The 17,214-nt window shown below is 58.2% G+C and carries 18 protein-coding genes; 8 read left to right on the top strand and 10 right to left on the bottom strand.

The window, feature by feature from the left end; genetic code table 11:
* Nucleotides 1-3 precede the first annotated feature (3 nt).
* Nucleotides 4-213 (bottom strand): hypothetical protein, encoded by a 210-nt coding sequence (locus tag A3L12_RS05435; protein WP_088882672.1) that lies wholly within the window; start codon nt 211-213, stop codon nt 4-6.
* Between the two features lie 120 nt (nt 214-333).
* Here A3L12_RS05435 and A3L12_RS05430 point away from each other — a divergent pair, with 120 nt between their 5' ends.
* Complete coding sequence (locus A3L12_RS05430; protein ID WP_088882671.1) at nt 334-873, top strand: adenylate kinase family protein; 540 nt, start codon at nt 334-336, stop codon at nt 871-873.
* A 4-nt stretch (nt 874-877) separates the two neighbouring features.
* The gene (locus A3L12_RS05425) at nt 878-1,522 is read left to right on the top strand and encodes a metallophosphoesterase (protein WP_088882670.1); all 645 of its coding nucleotides are present in this window, start codon (nt 878-880) and stop codon (nt 1,520-1,522) included.
* Here the strand turns inward: A3L12_RS05425 and A3L12_RS05420 are convergent.
* From A3L12_RS05420 to proS, 3 genes are all read right to left on the bottom strand, one after another.
* The gene (locus A3L12_RS05420) at nt 1,519-2,688 is read right to left on the bottom strand and encodes a pyridoxal phosphate-dependent aminotransferase (RefSeq protein WP_088882669.1); all 1,170 of its coding nucleotides are present in this window, start codon (nt 2,686-2,688) and stop codon (nt 1,519-1,521) included. The genes A3L12_RS05425 and A3L12_RS05420 overlap by 4 nt on opposite strands.
* 92 nt (nt 2,689-2,780) lie before the next feature.
* Nucleotides 2,781-4,394, bottom strand: coding sequence for a carbamoyltransferase (locus A3L12_RS05415; protein WP_088882668.1), 1,614 nt, complete (start codon nt 4,392-4,394; stop codon nt 2,781-2,783).
* A 37-nt stretch (nt 4,395-4,431) separates the two neighbouring features.
* Complete coding sequence (gene proS / locus A3L12_RS05410) at nt 4,432-5,880, bottom strand: proline--tRNA ligase (protein ID WP_088882667.1); 1,449 nt, start codon at nt 5,878-5,880, stop codon at nt 4,432-4,434.
* 101 nt (nt 5,881-5,981) lie between these two features.
* Here proS and A3L12_RS05405 point away from each other — a divergent pair, with 101 nt between their 5' ends.
* The 5 genes from A3L12_RS05405 to A3L12_RS05385 all read left to right on the top strand — a co-directional run bounded on the left by A3L12_RS05405 (nt 5,982) and on the right by A3L12_RS05385 (nt 10,827).
* Nucleotides 5,982-6,983, top strand: a complete 1,002-nt coding sequence (locus A3L12_RS05405; RefSeq protein WP_088882666.1) for an NAD(P)-dependent oxidoreductase — start codon at nt 5,982-5,984, stop codon at nt 6,981-6,983.
* Between the two features lie 18 nt (nt 6,984-7,001).
* The gene (locus A3L12_RS05400; protein ID WP_232462868.1) at nt 7,002-7,775 is read left to right on the top strand and encodes a sulfite exporter TauE/SafE family protein; all 774 of its coding nucleotides are present in this window, start codon (nt 7,002-7,004) and stop codon (nt 7,773-7,775) included.
* 56 nt (nt 7,776-7,831) lie between these two features.
* Nucleotides 7,832-8,563: a sulfite exporter TauE/SafE family protein gene (locus A3L12_RS05395; RefSeq protein ID WP_088882665.1), complete on the top strand. Its 732-nt coding sequence runs from the start codon at nt 7,832-7,834 to the stop codon at nt 8,561-8,563.
* A 188-nt stretch (nt 8,564-8,751) separates the two neighbouring features.
* Nucleotides 8,752-9,972: a hypothetical protein gene (locus tag A3L12_RS05390; protein ID WP_335755170.1), complete on the top strand. Its 1,221-nt coding sequence runs from the start codon at nt 8,752-8,754 to the stop codon at nt 9,970-9,972.
* A 30-nt stretch (nt 9,973-10,002) separates the two neighbouring features.
* A complete protein-coding gene (locus A3L12_RS05385) occupies nt 10,003-10,827 on the top strand; it encodes a helix-turn-helix domain-containing protein (RefSeq protein ID WP_088882663.1) in 825 nt (274 codons plus the stop codon).
* Nucleotides 10,828-10,932: 105 nt separating this feature from the next.
* Here the strand turns inward: A3L12_RS05385 and metG are convergent, their stop codons facing one another.
* Nucleotides 10,933-13,134, bottom strand: a complete 2,202-nt coding sequence (metG, locus tag A3L12_RS05380) for a methionine--tRNA ligase (protein ID WP_088882662.1) — start codon at nt 13,132-13,134, stop codon at nt 10,933-10,935.
* A 152-nt stretch (nt 13,135-13,286) separates the two neighbouring features.
* Between metG and A3L12_RS05375 the strand changes: the two genes are divergently transcribed.
* Nucleotides 13,287-13,634 (top strand): 6-carboxytetrahydropterin synthase, encoded by a 348-nt coding sequence (locus A3L12_RS05375; RefSeq protein ID WP_088882661.1) that lies wholly within the window; start codon nt 13,287-13,289, stop codon nt 13,632-13,634.
* A gap of 4 nt (nt 13,635-13,638) precedes the next feature.
* On the opposite strand, the gene A3L12_RS05370 is transcribed toward A3L12_RS05375, so the two are convergent.
* From A3L12_RS05370 to A3L12_RS05350, 5 genes are read right to left on the bottom strand one after another with little or no spacing between them, the layout of a single operon-like run.
* Nucleotides 13,639-14,100, bottom strand: coding sequence for a DUF192 domain-containing protein (locus A3L12_RS05370; RefSeq protein ID WP_088882660.1), 462 nt, complete (start codon nt 14,098-14,100; stop codon nt 13,639-13,641).
* A gap of 50 nt (nt 14,101-14,150) precedes the next feature.
* Nucleotides 14,151-14,711, bottom strand: a complete 561-nt coding sequence (locus A3L12_RS05365) for a 2-oxoacid:ferredoxin oxidoreductase subunit gamma (protein ID WP_088882659.1) — start codon at nt 14,709-14,711, stop codon at nt 14,151-14,153.
* Complete coding sequence (locus tag A3L12_RS05360) at nt 14,708-15,553, bottom strand: 2-oxoacid:ferredoxin oxidoreductase subunit beta (protein WP_088883227.1); 846 nt, start codon at nt 15,551-15,553, stop codon at nt 14,708-14,710. Before A3L12_RS05360 ends, A3L12_RS05365 begins: the two co-directional genes overlap by 4 nt.
* Entirely contained in the window at nt 15,553-16,701 is a 1,149-nt protein-coding gene (locus tag A3L12_RS05355) for a 2-oxoacid:acceptor oxidoreductase subunit alpha (protein ID WP_088882658.1), read from the bottom strand. The genes A3L12_RS05360 and A3L12_RS05355 overlap by 1 nt, the downstream gene beginning before the upstream one ends.
* A complete protein-coding gene (locus A3L12_RS05350) occupies nt 16,698-17,213 on the bottom strand; it encodes a 2-oxoacid:ferredoxin oxidoreductase subunit gamma (protein WP_088882657.1) in 516 nt (171 codons plus the stop codon). Before A3L12_RS05350 ends, A3L12_RS05355 begins: the two co-directional genes overlap by 4 nt.
* Nucleotide 17,214 lies beyond the last annotated feature (1 nt).

The following is a 17,214-nucleotide window of genomic DNA, read 5'->3' as shown; positions in this document are numbered from 1 at the left end:
CATTCAGAGGGTCGGGCTCTGCTTCAGGGCCCTTAGAATCCTTGCCTCCTCAAGGGTGAGGGCAACCTTCTCCTTTTTGATCTTGGCGAGCTGCATTGCGGCGCTTTTCTTCTGGCGGGCGAGCCTTATGAGCCGGGCCTCCTCGAGCATTAGAAACTTCCTCTGCTCCCTAACAACGTGCAGTTTCCTCCTCAACAACTCCTGTCCCTTCATTTTACGCCACCTGCGTCTATCTTAGACGCCCAATCCTTAAAAGGTTTTCGCCGAACGCCATACATAAATTCGACGATCAACGAGGAACAGAAATATAAAGGCAGGGGAGAAGGGGAAGCGATGAGGATAGCGGTTAGCGGTACACCCGGGGTGGGCAAGACCACCGTCTCAAAGCTCCTCAGCGAAAGGCTCGGCTACGAGTACGTTAGCGTGAAGGATTTTGCCCTGATGAAGGGCCTTGGAGAACCCTCTGGAGAGGAGATAGAGATAGACGTGGAGAGACTCGCCCGGGAGTTCAGGCGCGAGTTCTCGGGCAAGGATGTAGTCGTTGACGGCCACCTGAGCCACCTGCTCCCCGTGGACGTCGTGGTGGTTCTCAGGCTCCATCCGAAGGTGGTGGCGGAAAGGCTCTCGCTCAGGGGTTACCCGAGGGAGAAGCTGGCCGAGAACGTTGAGGCCGAGCTGGTGGATGTGATACTAATCGAGGCCCTCGAGGGGAGGGAAAGGGTTCTGGAGGTAGACACCACCGGCAAGACCCCCGAGGAAGTTGTGGACGAGATCCTCGCACTCCTTGAAAAGGGGGTGAAGAGGAGGGTTGGTATCGTTGACTGGAGCCGGGATTACGACGAGGTTAAGGACTACCTGAGGCTCGGGGGGTGAGTTTATGAAACTCGTGGCCGTAACGGACATCCACGGAAACTCGAGAAAAACCCGGGAACTCGCGGGGGTTCTTGAAGGGGAGGAGTTCGACGCGATCCTCGTGGCCGGGGACATCACCCACTTCGGCAACTCGCGCGAAGCTGAGAGGGTTCTCATACCTCTACTGGACACTGGAAGGCCCGTGCTGGCCGTTCACGGGAACTGCGACGGCAGGGACGTGCCGGAACTTCTGGAGGAACTCGGGATAGGCCTTCACGACCGACGGCGCGAGATCGGCGGGATCGGCGTAACCGGGATCGGGGGCTCGAACTTAACGCCCTTCGGCACGGTGTGGGAGCTGGGCGAGGATGAGATCCGGGGGATACTAAAGAGGAACTACCGGGAGGGGGATGTGATCCTTTCCCACGTCCCGCCCTACGGAACCAAAGTGGACAGGGTTCGCTCAGGCCTTCACGCCGGAAGCAGGGCGCTGAGGGACTTCATCGAGAGGAAAAGCCCGCGGATGGTCGTGTGCGGCCACATACACGAAGGAACGGGGATCGATCGGGTTGGGGAGACGCTCGTGGTGAACCCCGGCCCCCTCTTCAGGGGCCACTACGCGGTTCTGGAGCTGGGAAAAGGAATAAAAGTTGAGCTGAGGAAACTTTAAACGAGCTTCTCCTCCTTCAGGACTTTCTCCATCCTGTCCATGGCCTCCTCGAGCTTTTCGTAGGCCGTGGCGTAGCTTATCCTTATGTATCCCTCGCCCGCACTCCCGAAGGCCGAACCCGGGACCACTGCCACCTTAGCCCGGCGGAGCATGAGCTCGCTGAACTCACCGCCGCTCAGACCGGTCTCCTTGATGCGCGGGAAGATGTAGAAGGCGCCCCTTGGCTTAACTGCATGCAGTCCCATCTCGTTCAAACGCTTCCAGACGAGCTCCCTTCTTCTATCGTACTCCCTCCTCATCTCCTCGACGGCCTTCCAGCTCCGCCCGTCCCTCAGGGCTCTGGCCGCGGCGTACTGGGCGAAGGTAACCGGGCAGGTGGAGTTGTACATCTGGAAGCGGGTCATCCTTTCGATTACCCATTCGGGGGCCGCAACGAAGCCGAGCCGCCATCCGGTCATCGCGAAAGTCTTTGAGAAGCCGTTTATCGTTATGGTGCGCTCGAACATGCCGTCGAGGGAAGCTATGCTGTGGTTCCTTGCTCCGTCGTAAACGAAATGCTCGTAAACCTCATCGCTGAGAACCATCAGGTCGTGCTCCACCGCGAAGTCGGCTATCTCCTCAACGTCCTTCTTCCTTAAAACCGAGCCCGTGGGGTTGTTCGGGGTGTTTATTATCAAAGCCCTCGTCTTAGGAGTTACGTGCTCCTCGAGGTCCTCGACAGTCAGGCGGAACTCGTTCTCCTCGCGGGTGGGAACCTCGACGGGCCTTCCTCCCGCAAGGATTACCGCCGGGGCGTAGCTAACGAAGGCGGGCGAGGGTATGAGGACCTCCTCCCCGTCGCGGAGGAAGGTTGCAAGCCCCATCAGAAAGGCCTGATTGGCCCCCACCGTTATCATGATCTCCCTCGCTGGATCGGCCTCGATGCCGTTCTGCTCCCGGAGTTTCCACGCCACCGCCTCCCTGAGCTCCATGATACCGGCGTTCGGGCCGTAATGCGTCAGGCCCCTGTCGAGAGCTTCCTTGGCATACTCCCTTATGTGCCGGGGGGTGTCAAAATCGGGTTCCCCTATGCCGAGGGAGATGAGCCCCTCAACACCCTGTGCCAGATCGAAAAGCTTCCTGATCTCGGAAGGATTGACAAGTTCAAGCCTGTCGCTCAGGGCCATGATCATCACCGCCCCTCCTTCGCGGGAATGTTTATAACGTTACCCTCCGAAAAATCTGGACGTTAAAGAACATTAAGGTGCATCAATGAAGGTTAACGGTTCTCGATCAGGAAGCCCTCCATGACGAGCAGGTCAAGGTTCGCCCTCCTGAAGGTTCTCAGAGCGTCCAGAGGGGAGCAGACTATGGGTTCGCCGTGCATGTTGAAGCTCGTGTTCAGAAGGGCACCCAGACCCGTCCTCCTTTCAAAGGCTTTGATGACCTCGTAGTAGAGGGGGTTGGTTTCCCTCCTGAGGGCCTGAGGCCTTGTAGTGCCGTCCACGTGAACCACGGCCGGGGCGAGCTCCCTGAACTCCCCGCTTGCGGTGTAGCTCATCGTCATGAAGCCGTTGGGCTCTCCCTTCAGGTCCTCGAGGTATTCGCCGGCCCTCTCAAAGAGCATGGAAGGTGCGAAGGGCTGGAAGACGTCACGCTCGAGGGCAACGTTCAGGCGTTCCTTAACGCCCTCATCCCCCGGGTCAGCGAGAATCGAACGGTTGCCAAGGGCCCTCGGTCCAAACTCCATTCTGCCGTTGAAGAATCCTACGAGCCTGCCCTCCGTCAGGGCGTCGCCAACGGCTCCCGGAACGTCATCGGTCTCCTCAAACTCAACGCCCTCCTTCCTCAGGAGTTCCTCGACCTCCTCCCTCCCGTAGGCCGGGCCGAGGTAAACGTGCTCCAGCTTTCTGGCCCTCCAGACCCCATCGAGCCTCTCCATCTGGGCCTTTATGAAAACCGCCGCCCCAAAGGCCAGCCCGCCGTCGTCCATGGCCGGGAAGACCCACAGGTTATCGTCCCCAAGGATGCCCCTCAGCACGGCGTTGGCCTTCACGTTCTGGGCCACCCCGCCGGCATAGGCCACGGGCAGTCCCTTACCCTTTAGCCTGAGGCCGAGTTCTTCCATGAGCCTCTCAAGGTGCTTCTGGGCGCTTGCGGCTATCTCGATGGCCTTCCTCTGGAGTTCCCCGTTGAGGTTTCCACGCTTCATCTGGAGGGCTATCTCTTCAGCACGCTCCAGCGGGTAGGCAAGGAGTTCCGCCAGTTTCTCCGTCGCTTCCCTCCCTATGAGCCCGAGGTGGTTGTCGAAGCTCAGGCCGTTCAGCTCTATAATCGAACTCAAGTCGTAGGTCGGCCTTCCGTAGGCCGCGAGGCTCATGACCTTCCCCTCGTGGCGCATCGGCCTGAAGCCAAGGAGTTCTGTTATCGAGGCGTAGAAGTCCCCGGCGGAGTCCACGTAGGTGCTCTGGGCTATCCGGATCATCTCTCCAGCTCTCGCTATGTAAACCGAGGAGCTGAGACCGTCGCCGGCGGCGTCAACGCTCAAAGCCAGGGCATCCCTCCAGCCCGAGGTGTAATAGGCCGAGGAGGAGTGGGCGAGGTGGTGCTCGACGAAGAGGACCTTCCTCTTGAAGTCCGGACCGAACACCTTCCTGAGGTTCCTTTCCAGCTCGAGCAGACGCTTCCTCCTTCTGAATATCCCGGCCACGGCTATGGCCTCAACCTCTTCCGGGTCCGCCCCGGCCATCTCCATGACCCTTCTGAGGCTCAGCTCCGGAAAACCCCTGTACTTCTTAACCCTGTTTAAACGCTCCTCGTTTACCGCAAATATCCTCTCCCCATCGATTAGAACGGCACCGGCGTCGTGACCGTCGTGGATTCCAAGAATCATGCCTCTCCCCGTCCACAATGGGTAAAAAGTGGAACGGTCAGTAGGTTCTCGCGAACCTCGCCACGAACCGGGCTTCCCTGCCGCAGACGGGGCACCTGCTGCCCTCAGGAGCCGTAGCTTCTTCCTCCGGGTAGGGGACCCCGAGCATCTTGGCCTCGAGCTCCTCCTCCATCTCAAGACCGCAGCTCTCCTCCCCGCACCACGGGATCTCAACTATCCCGCGCCGCTCCTCGAACAGGGCCTTGGCCTCTTCGATGCTCCCGGCCCTCTTTATATGGCTCTCGAGGAACTCCCGGGCACGGTTGTAGAGGTTCTCGTGGATCTCATCCAGAAGCCTTCTTACCTCCTCCACGATGGCCCCGCGTTCGACCGTGACCTTCTCGAGGGTATCGCGCCTCGCAAGAACGGCCTTCTTCCCTTCGACGTCCCTCGGACCGACCTCGATGCGGAGCGGGACGCCCTTGAGCTCCCAGTCGTAGTACTTCCTTCCGGGCCTTATGTCGCGTTCGTCCACGTGCACCCTTATACCGGCATCGGCCAGTTCCCGGGCTATCTCACGGGCATAGGAGAAAACGTCCGCCTCGACGTTCTTCTTTGGTATCGGGACTATCACCACCTGTATCGGGGCCACGTTCGGGGGAAGGACCATTCCCCTGTCGTCGCCGTGTATCGCTATCACCGCGGCCAGAAGGCGCTCGCTCATCCCAAAGGTCGTCTGATGGACGTATTCATGCTCCCCGCTCTCGGTCTCGTACTGAACGTTGTAGGCCCTTGAGAAGTTCTGCCTGTAGTTGTGCATCGTGCCGATCTGGAGCGTCCTGCCGTCGGGCATCATAACCTCCGCGCCGAGGGAGTAGTAGGCACCGGGGAACTTGTCCCACTCGGGTCGCTTTGAGATTACGTAGGGCAGGGCAAGGAACCTCGCAAGTCCCTCGAATATCTCAAGGTCTTCCTTTATCTGCCTCTCGGCGTCCTCAAAGCTGTCATGAGCTGTGTGGGCCTCAAAGAACCTGCTTATCTCCCTGACCCTGATTAAAGGCCTCGTGTGCTTCGTCTCGTAGCGGTAAACGTTGACTATCTGGTATACCTTGAAGGGAAGGTCGGCGTGGGAGCGTATCCACAGGGAGAACATCGGGTACATGGCGGTCTCACTCGTGGGCCTCATGATAAGCCTGACGTCCAGTGGATCGTGGCCGGCGTGCGTTACCCAGAATACCTCTCCCTCAAAGCCCGCTATGTGTTCGGCCTCCTTCTGGAACTCGGTTTCCGGTATCAAAGCCGGAAAGAGAACCTCTCCGTGTCCGGTTCTTTCCATCTCAGAGCGGATGAAGCCCTCGATGTTGCGCATGATCCTCAGCCCGTAGGGGAGCCAGACGTTCATTCCCTTGATGGGATAGCGCTTGTCCTGAATCCCGGCCGTTTCTATGAGCTCGTTGTACCACTCGCTGAACTCCTCGCTCCACCTCTTTCGTTCCACTTTGCTCATGAACACCACCCAAAGAGAGGAACCGGACGAGTTTTTAAGTTTTCCCGGTGGCGGGGAAAACGTTATTAGGCACGCTTCGATAGTTATTTTAAGGTGGTGGGATGAGGCCGAAGGTAGCGGTTCTGTTCAAGATGAAGAGGGAACCCCTTGAGGAGCTCAGGAAGTACGCGGACGTGGAGACCCTCCTCTATCCCGACCCGGAGGAGCTCAAGAAAAGGATAGGCGAGTTCGACGGGGTGATAGTCTCGCCCCTCAACAGGTTGCCGGGGGATGTTATCGAGCGTGCCGAGAGGCTGAAGGTCATAAGCTGTCACTCGGCCGGCTACGATCACGTGGACGTTGAAGCCGCAACGAGGAGGGGAATATACGTTACCAAGGTTTCGGGGGTTCTCAGCGAGGCAGTTGCCGAGTTCGCCGTGGGACTCACCATAGCCCTCCTCAGGAAGATAGCCTACACCGACAGGCTGATACGATCCGGCGGGTGGGAGAGCCACGCGATGATATGGAGCAGGTTCAAGGACGTCGAAACCCTCTACGGCAAGAAGGTCGGAATCCTCGGCATGGGCGCCATCGGAAAGGCCATAGCGAGAAGGATGAAGGCCATGGGGACGGAGATACTCTACTGGTCACGGACGAGGAAGGAGGACATCGAGAGGGAAACCGGGGCCGTTTACAGACCCCTCGAGGACGTTTTGAAGGAGAGCGACATCGTTGTGCTCGCCCTTCCCGCGACCCCTGAGACCTACCACGTGATAAACGAGGAGCGGCTTGAGTTCCTCGAGGGCAAATACCTCGTCAACATAGGCAGGGGAACGCTCGTCGATGAGAAGGCCGTTGTAAAGGCCATCGAAGGGGGCAGGCTCAGGGGCTACGCCACGGACGTCTTCGAGAGGGAACCGGTCAGGGAGCACGAGCTCTTCAAATACGAGCTGGAGACCGTTTTGACCCCCCACCACGCGGGCCTTTCGAGGGAGTCCATGGAGGACATGGGCTTTCAGGCGGTTAGAAACCTCCTGACGGTGCTCCGGGGGAAGATCCCTGAGACGCTCGTGAACCGGGAGGTGGTTAAGGTACGCCCCCCTGAGGAGGTCAAACTCCTGTGAAACCCCGGGGGTGCTCCGTTGTTGAGGTACCTCGAATACACGGGCTACTTCGCGGTGGGGGTGTTCATAGGAATCCTCGCCGCCCTCTTTGGCCTCGGTGGAGGCTTTCTGGTGGTTCCGGTGCTCAACTTCCTCGGCGTCGAGATACACCATGCGGTGGGAACCTCGAGCGCTGCGGTGGTCTTCACGTCCCTCAGCTCGGCGATAGGCTACTCGAGGCAGGGGAGGATACACTACAAAACCGGTCTCCTCCTCGCTTCGACGGCCGTGATAGGGGCCTACGCAGGGGCATGGATGACGGGTTACGTGAGCGCCGGCCAGCTGAAGGTCATCTTCGGTCTGGCGCTTCTTCCCGTCGCCTTCAGGGTATACCGGAAGAAAACGGCCGAACCGGGAGATGTAAGGCTGGAGGAAGTCAGGATAAACTACAAACTCGTCCCCATCGGCGGCTTCTTCGCCGGAATCTCGAGCGGTCTGCTCGGCGTTGGGGGAGGCATAATCAACGTCCCCTTCCTGACCTACCTCGGTCTGCCGATTCACTACGCGGTGGCAACCTCAAGCTTTACCATAGTCTTCACGGCATCCGCCGGGGCCATCAAACACTACACCCTCGGCAACGTTGAGGTTCAGTGGCTAATCCTCCTCGTTCCGGGCCTGATAACGGGTGCCCAGCTCGGTGCGAGGGTTGCCAGAAGGACAAAAGCTTCCTCCCTGAAAAAGGCATTTGCGGTGGTAATGTTCCTGCTCGCCCTGAGGATGATACTCAAGGGGCTCGGTTTCGGTGTCCCCTGATTCCTTTCCCCTGCGGTTCATCAAAGGATTTTTAACCCCGGACTCGAGGAGCCTTTATGCTGGATTACCTCCTCGACCTCATCATCGGGCTTGGCATAGGTCTCATCGCCGGTCTCTTCGGTGTCGGGGGTGGCTTCCTCATAGTTCCAACGCTCGTGTTACTCGGCCTTCCCGTTCACGTTGCCGTGGGGACGAGTTTGGTATGCATAACCTTCAGCTCCCTGTCAGCTGCATTTACCCATCTTAAAAAGAAAGCGGTCCTCTACCGTGTCGTTCTCCTGAAGGAGTCCTTCTCCGCTCCTTTCGCGCTGGCCGGCGCTTACGTATCCTCCCTGCTTCCCGAGAAGTATCTAAGACTGATCTTCGCCTTCCTCCTCCTTTACCTCGCCGTCCACATGTTCCGGGGGAAGGGGGAAGAGAATTCAAGAGCGGGAAACTTCGAAGCCCGGAAGGTTGCCCTCGTGGGCGTCCTCTCGGGCCTCACCTCGGGCCTGCTCGGTATAAGCGGGGGGATCCTAAACGTTCCCCTCTTTTACTCCTACGTGGGCATACCCATGCGCTACGCCATCGGAACCTCGAGCTTCGCCCTGTTCTTCACGGCCCTTGTGGGTTCAATCGGCCACTACAGCCTCGGACAGGTTGATGTTTACACCGCCCTCCTCCTGAGCCCGGGCCTGTTGATGGGGGCCAGACTGGGGGCGCTACTTACCCACAGGCTCCACCCGGAGCACCTGAGGAAAGGCTTCTCGGTTCTGCTCGTGGTGATAGCGATTAAAATCCTGATGTAAGGTTTATTAAGAACCTCAACCAACAACCCTCACTGGCCCCTCCACGGGGGCTTTAACAGGTAAAACCAGATTAAAGCCGATTTGGAATAAAACGACGATTAAAATCCAGGTCTGAACCGCTGGAACGATTTGGAACGTTCGTTTCACCGGGGTCCTAAAATAGGGAAGGGACGTAGGGGTGATCGGTGATGCCCATGAACGGGATGAAGGCCTTTGCAATGGCCCTTGCGGTACTGCTGGTTGGGAGCCTCGTGCCGCTGGGCCTCGCGGAAGCGAACGGGGAAGCCAACGACACGGAAGCCTACACCGGCGTGCTTGACAACGCCACGAGAGAAGCCCTAATAGCCGAGAGGCTCGTTGAGAACCTCCAGAAGCTCAGCAGGTTCGCGGAAGATAAGATAGAAGGATTAAAGGACAAACTGCCCGAGAACTCAACCATACTGACCCACTACAACATGGCGGAGGAGTACAAAGAGCGGGCCGTTGAGGAGTACAACGCCGGGGACTACTACAACTCGATACTCGACAGCCTCACTGCAATGCACCACTACAGGGTTGCACTCTCGGCCATCAGGGAAGCGGGGGAGAAGGTTCAGGACGCGAGGGAGAGACTCAGGATGGGAATAGAACGCACCACCGAGTACTTCAGGTTCGTTGAGAAGACGATAAAGATGGCGGAGAATCAGGGGATAGACGTGAGCAACCTGACGGCCCTCTACAACGAGACGAAAGCGGCGTACAAAGCCGTGCTGGATGACCTAAAGGCCGGCGATTACGAGAAGGCGAAGGAGGACTACGAGGTAGCAGAGGAGAAGAAGGCGCTCCTCGACGAAGAACTCAGAAAGGTTCGCGAGCAACTTGCCTACGCAAACGCCGATAAGATCGTCAGGGACTTCCTCGACAAAGGTGAGAAAGGAATCGAGATCGTTGAAAAGGCCATCGAAGCCGGAGAAGAGAACGGTCAGAACGTCACCGAACTCCAGGAAAAGCTCGACGCCTTCTCAGAGGTCTACGAACAGGTTAAGGCCCTCGCGGACGAAGGGAAATGGGAAGAGGCCCTGAGCGTGATGAACGACAACAGGGAAACCATAGGGGACTTCCACAGGGCCGTTAACTTCGTTCTCAGGAAGGCTCGTGAGAGGGAGCTCGATGAAAAGATGAAGAACCTGCGCGGCTTCCTCAAGGAGATGAACGACAGAATTCAGAAGGACGGGAAGGCGCTTCAGGGGCTCAGGAGAAGGGGCGTGGACACGAGGAGGGCCGAGCTGGGCCTTAGAGTGGCCGTCGAGGAGCTCAGGATGGGTATACACTTCCTCGGGAAAAAGAAGCCGGCCGATGCCAGAGCCCACTTCGCCATTGCACTCGAAAGCCTCCACAGGGTCGAGGAGTTTATTCTGGCCCACTCCTGACCCTTTTCCTTTTTCGGAGGTGATGATTAAATGAGGACCAGAACGATCACTCTCATCCTGATGACCCTGCTTCTGTTTCCCGCCGTTCGTGCCTACTCCATCTCGTCCCTCCTTCTGACGGTTTACAGCGACGGTTACGTTAAGGTTGAATACGAGATCCTCTCTCCGGAGTACTCGTCCCAGATCGAGCTTTCCCTGCCGGAGCACTACGAGAACCTCATCGTTGAGGATGGGGACGGGAACCCGCTCGACTTCCGGCTCGAGAACGGAAGCCTTCTCGTGTACCCCGGGGAGGCGGGGGTCATCAGGGTTTCCTACTACACCCCGGATCTAACTTCAAAGGAGGGCATCCTGTGGAAGCTCAACCTTTCCACGAACCACTCGTTCACGGTCGTGTTCCCCGAGAACGCGGTCGTTGTGGACCTCAGTGACGTACCCCTCGAGATAGCGGGCAACTCCATAACGATGCCCCCCGGGAACCAGAGCGTTTCGTACACGCTCGAGGGCGTTACATCCGGGGATTACGAAGGGAAAACGTCCTACATCCCGGTGCTGGCCGTTCTGGGCCTCCTCGGAAGCCTCTCCTACCTCCTGTGGAAGATGAAAAGGGGAAAGAAACCCCCGAGCCGCGAGGAGTACATGGAAAGGCTCAACAACCTGGACCTCACGGAGGACGAGAAGCGTGCGCTGATATACCTCTTCGACAGGGGTGGAAGGGCCAGTCAGGCGGAGGTTCGAGAGGCCATCGGCCTTCCGAAAACCACCGCATGGAGGATGTTCAGGCGCCTCGAAAGGAAGGGACTCGTGAAGGTCCTCAAGGGGAGCAAGGAGAACTGGGTGGAGCTGAGGTTCTGACCACAGCGTGCCCCCCTTTCAGGTTTTTCCTTGGAAGTTTCCCGTCCGGGAAGGGAAAACAACGGGTACCTTCACCGAAGTCCGGTAAAAAAGGTGAGAGAACTCTCACCTTATCTTCGAGCCGGGCTTTATCTCCCTGTCCGGCATCAGAAGGGCAACGTTCTTCCCGTCGTCCGCCGCGAGGAGCATGCCCTGACTCTCAACGCCCCGGAGTTTCTTGGGTTTCAGGTTGGCCACGACGATGACGTAACGGTTGAGCAGCTCCTCGGGTTTGTAATAGGCCTTCAGCCCGGCCACCAGCTGCCTGATCTCATCCCCGAGGTCCACCTTTACGACGTAGAGTTTGTCCGCGTTGGGGTGGTTCTCCACGCTCACTACCTTCCCAACCCTCAGGTCGAGTCTGGCGAAGTCCTCAAAGTCCACATATTCCATCTTTTTACCCTCCTTTTCCTTTTTCCGGGGTTCTTCGGTTCCCCCTCCAATCTCCTCACCGTAAATGCTCCGGAGGATCGCGAGGGACTCCTCCCTATTGATGGAGCGTTCCAGCGTTGCCTTCACAACCTCCTCCCGTTTGTAGTACCTGTCGAGGAGCACCCTCGCGCTTGCGGGATTGCCCCTGCCTATGTAGTTCACGATGAAGTGGATTATGTCCTCATCGGTCACCTTCCTGAACATCGGGGTGGCCTTTCTAACCCGGTGCCCCGGCTTGATCTCCCGGAACTTCCATTCCTTCAGCTCCTCGAGGTTGAGGAGGTGCCATATCCTCTCGCTCGCATCGGGGAGGAAGGGCTCGAGGAGTATGCCGAGGGCCTTGACTATCTGGAGGGAAACGTTCACGGTCGTGGCCGTCCTGACGGGGTCCACCTTTGAGGTCTTCCACGGCTTCCTGTAGTCGAAGTAGCGGTTGCCGAAGATGGCCAGCTCCATGACCCTCTTCAAAGCGTCCTTGAACCTGTACCGGGCTATTAAATCTCCCGTCTCCTTCAGGGCCCTTTCGATCTCATCGAAGGCCCTTTCGTCGAGCTCGTCCATCTCACCCCTCTCGGGTACGATTCCCTCGAAGTAACGGTTGGCGAAGCTCAGGGCCCTGTGGACGAAGTTTCCGAGGTTGTTCACGAGCTCTTCGTTTATCTTGCTCTTGAAGTCCGCGAAGTTGAAGTCGCTGTCGTGTGTTTCGGGCATTATGGCGGTTAGGTAGTAGCGCAGGTAATCCGCCGGGAAGACGTCAAGGAACTCGTGAACCCATATCGCCCAGTTCCTGCTCGTGGAGAACTTCCTGCCCTCGAGGTTGAGGTACTCGTTCGACGGAACGTCGTAGGGCAGGAGCCACTCGGCCTCCACCTCCCCGTCCCGGTATTTTCCGTAGGCCATCAGGAAGGCCGGCCAGAATATGGCGTGGAAGGGCACGTTGTCCTTGCCCAGGAAGTGTATCACCCTCGTCTGGCCGTCGAGGTTCAGCCAGAACTTCTTCCACTCCCCCTCCCTTCCCTGCCTCCTGAAGTGTTCGACCGTTATCGAGACGTAGCCGATGGGGGCCTCGAACCAGACGTAGAGGACCTTGCCTTTAACGTCCTCATCATCCACCGGAACGGGTATGCCCCAGTCGAGGTCCCTCGTGATGGCCCTGTCCTCGAGGCCCTCCTCTATCCACGCGAGAACCGTGTTCCTGACGTGGGGCTTCCAGTGTTTCTGAGCCTCAACCCACTCCTTCAGTTTTTCCTCAAAGTCCTTCATTCTGATGTAGTAGTGGGCGGAATCCCTGAAGGTTATCGGGTTGCCGCAGATGTTGCAGCGCGGGTTGATGAGCTTTTCCGGGGTCAGGGGGCGTCCGCAGACCTCGCACTGGTCCCCCCTCTGGTTTTCGGCACCGCAGTAGGGGCAGGTGCCCACCACGTACCTGTCGGGCAGGAACATCCTGTCGTGCTCGCAGTAGGCCTGTTTGCTGACCTTCTTGACCAGATGGCCGTTCTCAAGGGCCTTTAGAAAGAACTCCTGACTTATCCTGTAGTGAACCGGTAGCTCGGTCCTGCCGAAGTGGTCAAAGCTTATCTTGGCCCTTTCAAAGGTGGTCTTTATGTGCTCGTGGAACTCGTCCACTATTTCCCTCGGGCTTCTGCCTTCCTTGAGTGCCCGGAAGGTTATAGGGGTGCCGTGTTCATCCGTTCCGCATACGAAGAGAACCTCTTCACCCTTCAGCCTCAGGTAACGCACGAAGATGTCCGCCGGCAGGTAAGCTCCGGCCAGATGTCCGGCGTGAATGGGTCCGTTAGCGTAAGGAAGGGCGGAAGTTACCATGTACCTGACCATTTCAACCACCGTCCCGGGATGTTCCCGGCCCCTTATAAGACCTGCGGGTTTTAAACATTACGGTGGGTTATTAAATAGGAAAAAAATATGCATGATTTAACATATTGCCAAAAAGGTTTAAGGGAGCTCCTCCAACGCTTCCCGGTGGTGGCATGAGGGCTAGGATAGTAGAGCGCTTCAGGTTCGAGGCCGCCCACGCGGTGGTGATAGACGGAAAGCCCGAGGAGATTCACGGTCACACCTTCCACCTCGAGGTTGCCGTCGGGGGAGAGATGAAGGGAGGCTACGTTATGGACTTCCTCCTGCTGAGGAGGATAGTGAACGAAGCGATCGAAAAACTCGACCACAGGAACCTCAACGAGCTCTTCGAGAACCCCACAACGGAGAACATCGCCCTCTGGATAGCCGGGGAAATCGGGGAGGGCCTTCCCGAGGGTGTAAGGGTCGAGAGGGTAACCCTCTGGGAGGGAGAGGACAACGGCGTGGAGCTGGAGTTTTAGGGCCTCAGGCCCCTTCCTCCCCGACTGCTTCGGTTCTCACGAGGTTGTTTGAAGATTCGAAGGATACCTTCCCGGGCAGGGGGATCGTCATGGGCACCGCCTTCCTCTTCTCTTCGTCGGCCTGCCAACTTATCAGGTCCCCCCTTGAAACCTCGAGGGCCTTAACCAGCCCGACCGGTCCCTCGATTACGTACCTCGCGGGATTATCCGGGATGTAGAGGCGCCATCTTCTGGCCCTCCTGAAGTCAACTACCCTCCTCGAGGAGTCGAGCCAGATCACGTCTATATCGCTGAGCATGAAAAGGGTGTGGATCGAAGCGCTGGCCCTCGTCTCAGCCGGAAGAAGGAATACGAGGGCGTAATCAACGTTTTCGACAAGCATCAGGCCCCTGAACCGCCTGAAGAAACTGTCGGCGAGCCTGACCTTCCCGTGCCACACCCTGCCTCTGGTCTCGTTTATTATCATGGTTAAAGAATCGGAAGGGGAGTTGATAAATTTTTGGGAAAGGAGGGAAACTAAAGCTCCCCGTTCCGGGCTTTTAGGCCAAGTTCAAACCCCCTGTGCAGTGCCTTCAGGTTGATCTTTTCGGTTCCCTTCGGAACCGCATCGACGACGGCCCTCTCCATGGAGTCCTCCTTGACCAGCCCCGTCCACGCCGTGAGGATCCCGAGGGTGAGTATGTTCATCGTGAGGCTCAAACCCGTGGCCTCTTCCGCAATCTCCGTCAGGGGAAGGGCAACCACGTTTAGCCTCTTCTCGAAGTCGAGATCCCTCCGGGGGACGAGTTCCTCCTCGATTATGACCCTCGCCCCCTCCTTCAGCGTCCGGAGGTACTTGCTGTAGGCTTCCTGAGAGAAGAAAACCGCGTAGTCGGGCTCGAGGGTCTTGGGATAGTCTATGGGCTCGTCGCTTATGACCACCTCCGCCCTGCTCGCTCCTCCCCTTGATTCCGGCCCGTAGGCCTGAGTCTGAACCGCGTAGAGGTTCTCGTAAACGGCAGCCGCCCTTCCGAGGATGACGCTGGCGAGTATGACGCCCTGCCCGCCGAAACCGCTGAAGAGCACTTCCTTCCTCATTCTTCCCACCCCATGGCCTTCTTTGCCCTCCGTTTGTAGGCCTCGTATTCCCTAACGAGGCCCGGCCTGTCCCTGTCCACGAACTCGCCGATGACGACCTTGCCCTCGAGCTCCTCTGGTTTCATCTTCCTCGCCTTCGCCAGAGGCACGGTTATCTTCTGGTACCAGCGGAGCAGTTCGGGAGCCGTTTTCATCCTGTTCCTCCTCCCGAAGCTTATCGGACAGGGCGAGAGGAACTCCACGAGCGTGAAGCCCTCCTTCTGAAGGGCCTTCTTGATGCTGTTGATGCCCTGAAGGTAGTTGAAGACGCTCCACCTTGCGACGTAGTTGGCGCCCGCGGACACGGCCAGGCCGGCTATGTCAAAGGGGTTTTCGAACTGCCCGTAGGGAGCGGTGGTTCCGCGGAGGCCCTTCGGGGTGGTTGGAGCCACCTGCCCGCCGGTCATCCCGTAGGTGAAGTTGTTGATGAGGATAACCGTAACGTCGAGGTTCCTCCTGATGGCGTGAATCAGGTGGTTTCCGCCGATGGCCGCGGCGTCGCCGTCGCCCATGAAGGCTATAACCTTGAGATCGGGATTTGCGAGCTTTATGCCGGTTGCAAAGGCCAGTGCCCTTCCGTGGGTCGTGTGGAGGCCGTCGAAGTTCACGAAGCCGGGAACCCGGGAACTGCAGCCGATTCCGCTGACCCAGACCATGCTATCCGGATCCAGATTGAGATCGTCTATCGCCCGAAGGGTGTACTGTAAGGCCGAACCTATCCCGCAGCCCGGACAGAATATCGTCGGGAGCATGTCCTTCCTCAGGTACTTATCGCGAATCTCGTAAGCGGACTTAAGGTGCATCATCCCACCACCCTCTCAACTATCTCCATCGGGGTGTGAACCTCACCGCCGATCTTTGGTATGGGCTCAACGCCGGCCTTTCCGTTCGCCCCCTCCCTGACGAGGTGGTAGAGCTGGCCGAGGTTCATCTCGGGGACGTATATCCTCTCGACCCTCTCCGCGAGCTCCTCGATCATCTCGAAGTCGAAGGGCCATATGGTGTTGAGCTTGAGCATCCCGGCCTTAACTCCCCTCTCCCTGAGAACCTTAACCGCCCTGAGGACGGAGCGCGAGACTATTCCCGTGCTCACTATCGCCACGTCCGCATCCTCGAGCATGAACTCATCGTAGGAGAATATGGCCTTCCTGTTGCGCTCCAGCTTTCCGATTATCCTCCTGATGAGCCTCTCGTGGACTTCAGCCTCCACCGTTCTGGGCCTTCCCCTCTCGTCGTGGGTTAAACCCGTGACGTAGGTCCTGTAGCCCTTTCCGAAAATCGGCATGGGTGGAACGCCGTCGCCGTAGGGGTCCCCGAAGGGAAGCCTGGCATCCTCCTCACCCGCGGGAAGCCTGCGGTTAACGATCTCTATCTCGGAGGGCTCCGGGATGTAAACGCGCTCGCGCATGTGGGCTATCTCCGCATCGGCGAGGAGAACAACGGGAGTTCTGTACTTCTCGGCCAGATTGAATGCCCTTATCGTGAAGTCAAAGGCCTCCTGAACGGTCGACGGGCTCAGAACTATAAGGGAGTGATCCCCGTGGGTTCCCCAGATGGCCTGCATAATGTCCCCCTGAGAGGCCAGAGTCGGCTGGCCCGTCGAGGGACCGCCGCGCTGAACGTCAACGAGAACGAGCGGCGTTTCGGTCATGACCGCGTAGCCGAGGTTCTCCTGCATAAGACTGAAGCCCGGTCCGCTCGTTGCCGTCATAGCCTTTGCTCCCGTCCAAGAGGCGCCTATCACCGCCGCTATGCTCCCTATCTCATCCTCCATCTGTATGCTTACACCATCAACGAGAGGCATGTAGAGTGCCATGGCCTCGAATATCTCGCTTGCGGGCGTTATCGGGTAGCCCGCGTAGAACCTGCAGCCGGCCAGAATGGCGGCCCTTGCTATGGCCTCATCACCCTGAATGAAGTCCGATTTCCCAACCGGAAAAGGATACCTCATGATATCACCCCTCTCTCGTAACCGGCCCTGAAGGCCCTTATGTTTATCTCCTCGGTTCCTCTGGGAACGCGTCTCCTTATCGCTTCCTCGACGCTCTCCTTCTTCACCACCCCGGTTTTCGCCACGAGGTAGCCGAGGGCCACCATGTTGACGGTCAGGGCAAGCCCGGTGCTCTCCTCGGCCAGCCTCGTGAACGGGGCACCCACGTGATCCCTTTCGGGTTTCACGAGGTCTGTATCGACGATCAGGAGTCCGTCCTTCCTGAGCACGTCCTTTGCAGTCTCGTAACCGAGCTGGGCGAGTGCCACCAGAACGTCCGCTTCTGTAACCATGAGGTCGTAAATCGGCCCCTTCGATATTATGACGTCCGATATGGAGTGACCGCCCCTGCTAGCCGAACTGTAGTCCTGCGTCTGGAGAACGTTCAGGCCCTCTATGGCCGCGGCCTCTCCAAGTATGACCCCGGCCAGAACAACGCCCTGACCGCCTATTCCGGCGAACCTTATCTGCATG

This window comes from Thermococcus sp. P6, assembly GCF_002214525.1.
Lineage (GTDB): Archaea > Methanobacteriota_B > Thermococci > Thermococcales > Thermococcaceae > Thermococcus.
The sequence above is the reverse complement of the archived record's forward strand: the minus strand, read 5'-3'. Positions and strand labels throughout refer to the sequence as shown.

Bases quoted from the DNA above. Each gene is read 5' to 3' on its own strand.
- A3L12_RS05385 (WP_088882663.1), top strand. From the start codon at position 10,003: ATGAGGACCAGAACGATCACTCTCATCCTGATGACCCTGCTTCTGTTT.
- A3L12_RS05390 (WP_335755170.1), top strand. From the start codon at position 8,752: ATGCCCATGAACGGGATGAAGGCCTTTGCAATGGCCCTTGCGGTACTG.
- A3L12_RS05430 (WP_088882671.1), top strand. From the start codon at position 334: ATGAGGATAGCGGTTAGCGGTACACCCGGGGTGGGCAAGACCACCGTC.
- A3L12_RS05405 (WP_088882666.1), top strand. From the start codon at position 5,982: ATGAGGCCGAAGGTAGCGGTTCTGTTCAAGATGAAGAGGGAACCCCTT.
- A3L12_RS05415 (WP_088882668.1), bottom strand. From the start codon at position 4,394: ATGATTCTTGGAATCCACGACGGTCACGACGCCGGTGCCGTTCTAATC.
- A3L12_RS05355 (WP_088882658.1), bottom strand. From the start codon at position 16,701: ATGAGGTATCCTTTTCCGGTTGGGAAATCGGACTTCATTCAGGGTGAT.
- A3L12_RS05420 (WP_088882669.1), bottom strand. From the start codon at position 2,688: ATGGCCCTGAGCGACAGGCTTGAACTTGTCAATCCTTCCGAGATCAGG.
- A3L12_RS05365 (WP_088882659.1), bottom strand. From the start codon at position 14,711: ATGAGGAAGGAAGTGCTCTTCAGCGGTTTCGGCGGGCAGGGCGTCATA.
- A3L12_RS05395 (WP_088882665.1), top strand. From the start codon at position 7,832: ATGCTGGATTACCTCCTCGACCTCATCATCGGGCTTGGCATAGGTCTC.
- A3L12_RS05350 (WP_088882657.1), bottom strand. From the start codon at position 17,213: ATGCAGATAAGGTTCGCCGGAATAGGCGGTCAGGGCGTTGTTCTGGCC.
- proS (WP_088882667.1), bottom strand. From the start codon at position 5,880: ATGAGCAAAGTGGAACGAAAGAGGTGGAGCGAGGAGTTCAGCGAGTGG.
- A3L12_RS05370 (WP_088882660.1), bottom strand. From the start codon at position 14,100: ATGATAATAAACGAGACCAGAGGCAGGGTGTGGCACGGGAAGGTCAGG.
- A3L12_RS05435 (WP_088882672.1), bottom strand. From the start codon at position 213: ATGAAGGGACAGGAGTTGTTGAGGAGGAAACTGCACGTTGTTAGGGAG.
- A3L12_RS05375 (WP_088882661.1), top strand. From the start codon at position 13,287: ATGAGGGCTAGGATAGTAGAGCGCTTCAGGTTCGAGGCCGCCCACGCG.
- A3L12_RS05360 (WP_088883227.1), bottom strand. From the start codon at position 15,553: ATGCACCTTAAGTCCGCTTACGAGATTCGCGATAAGTACCTGAGGAAG.
- metG (WP_088882662.1), bottom strand. From the start codon at position 13,134: ATGGTCAGGTACATGGTAACTTCCGCCCTTCCTTACGCTAACGGACCC.
- A3L12_RS05425 (WP_088882670.1), top strand. From the start codon at position 878: ATGAAACTCGTGGCCGTAACGGACATCCACGGAAACTCGAGAAAAACC.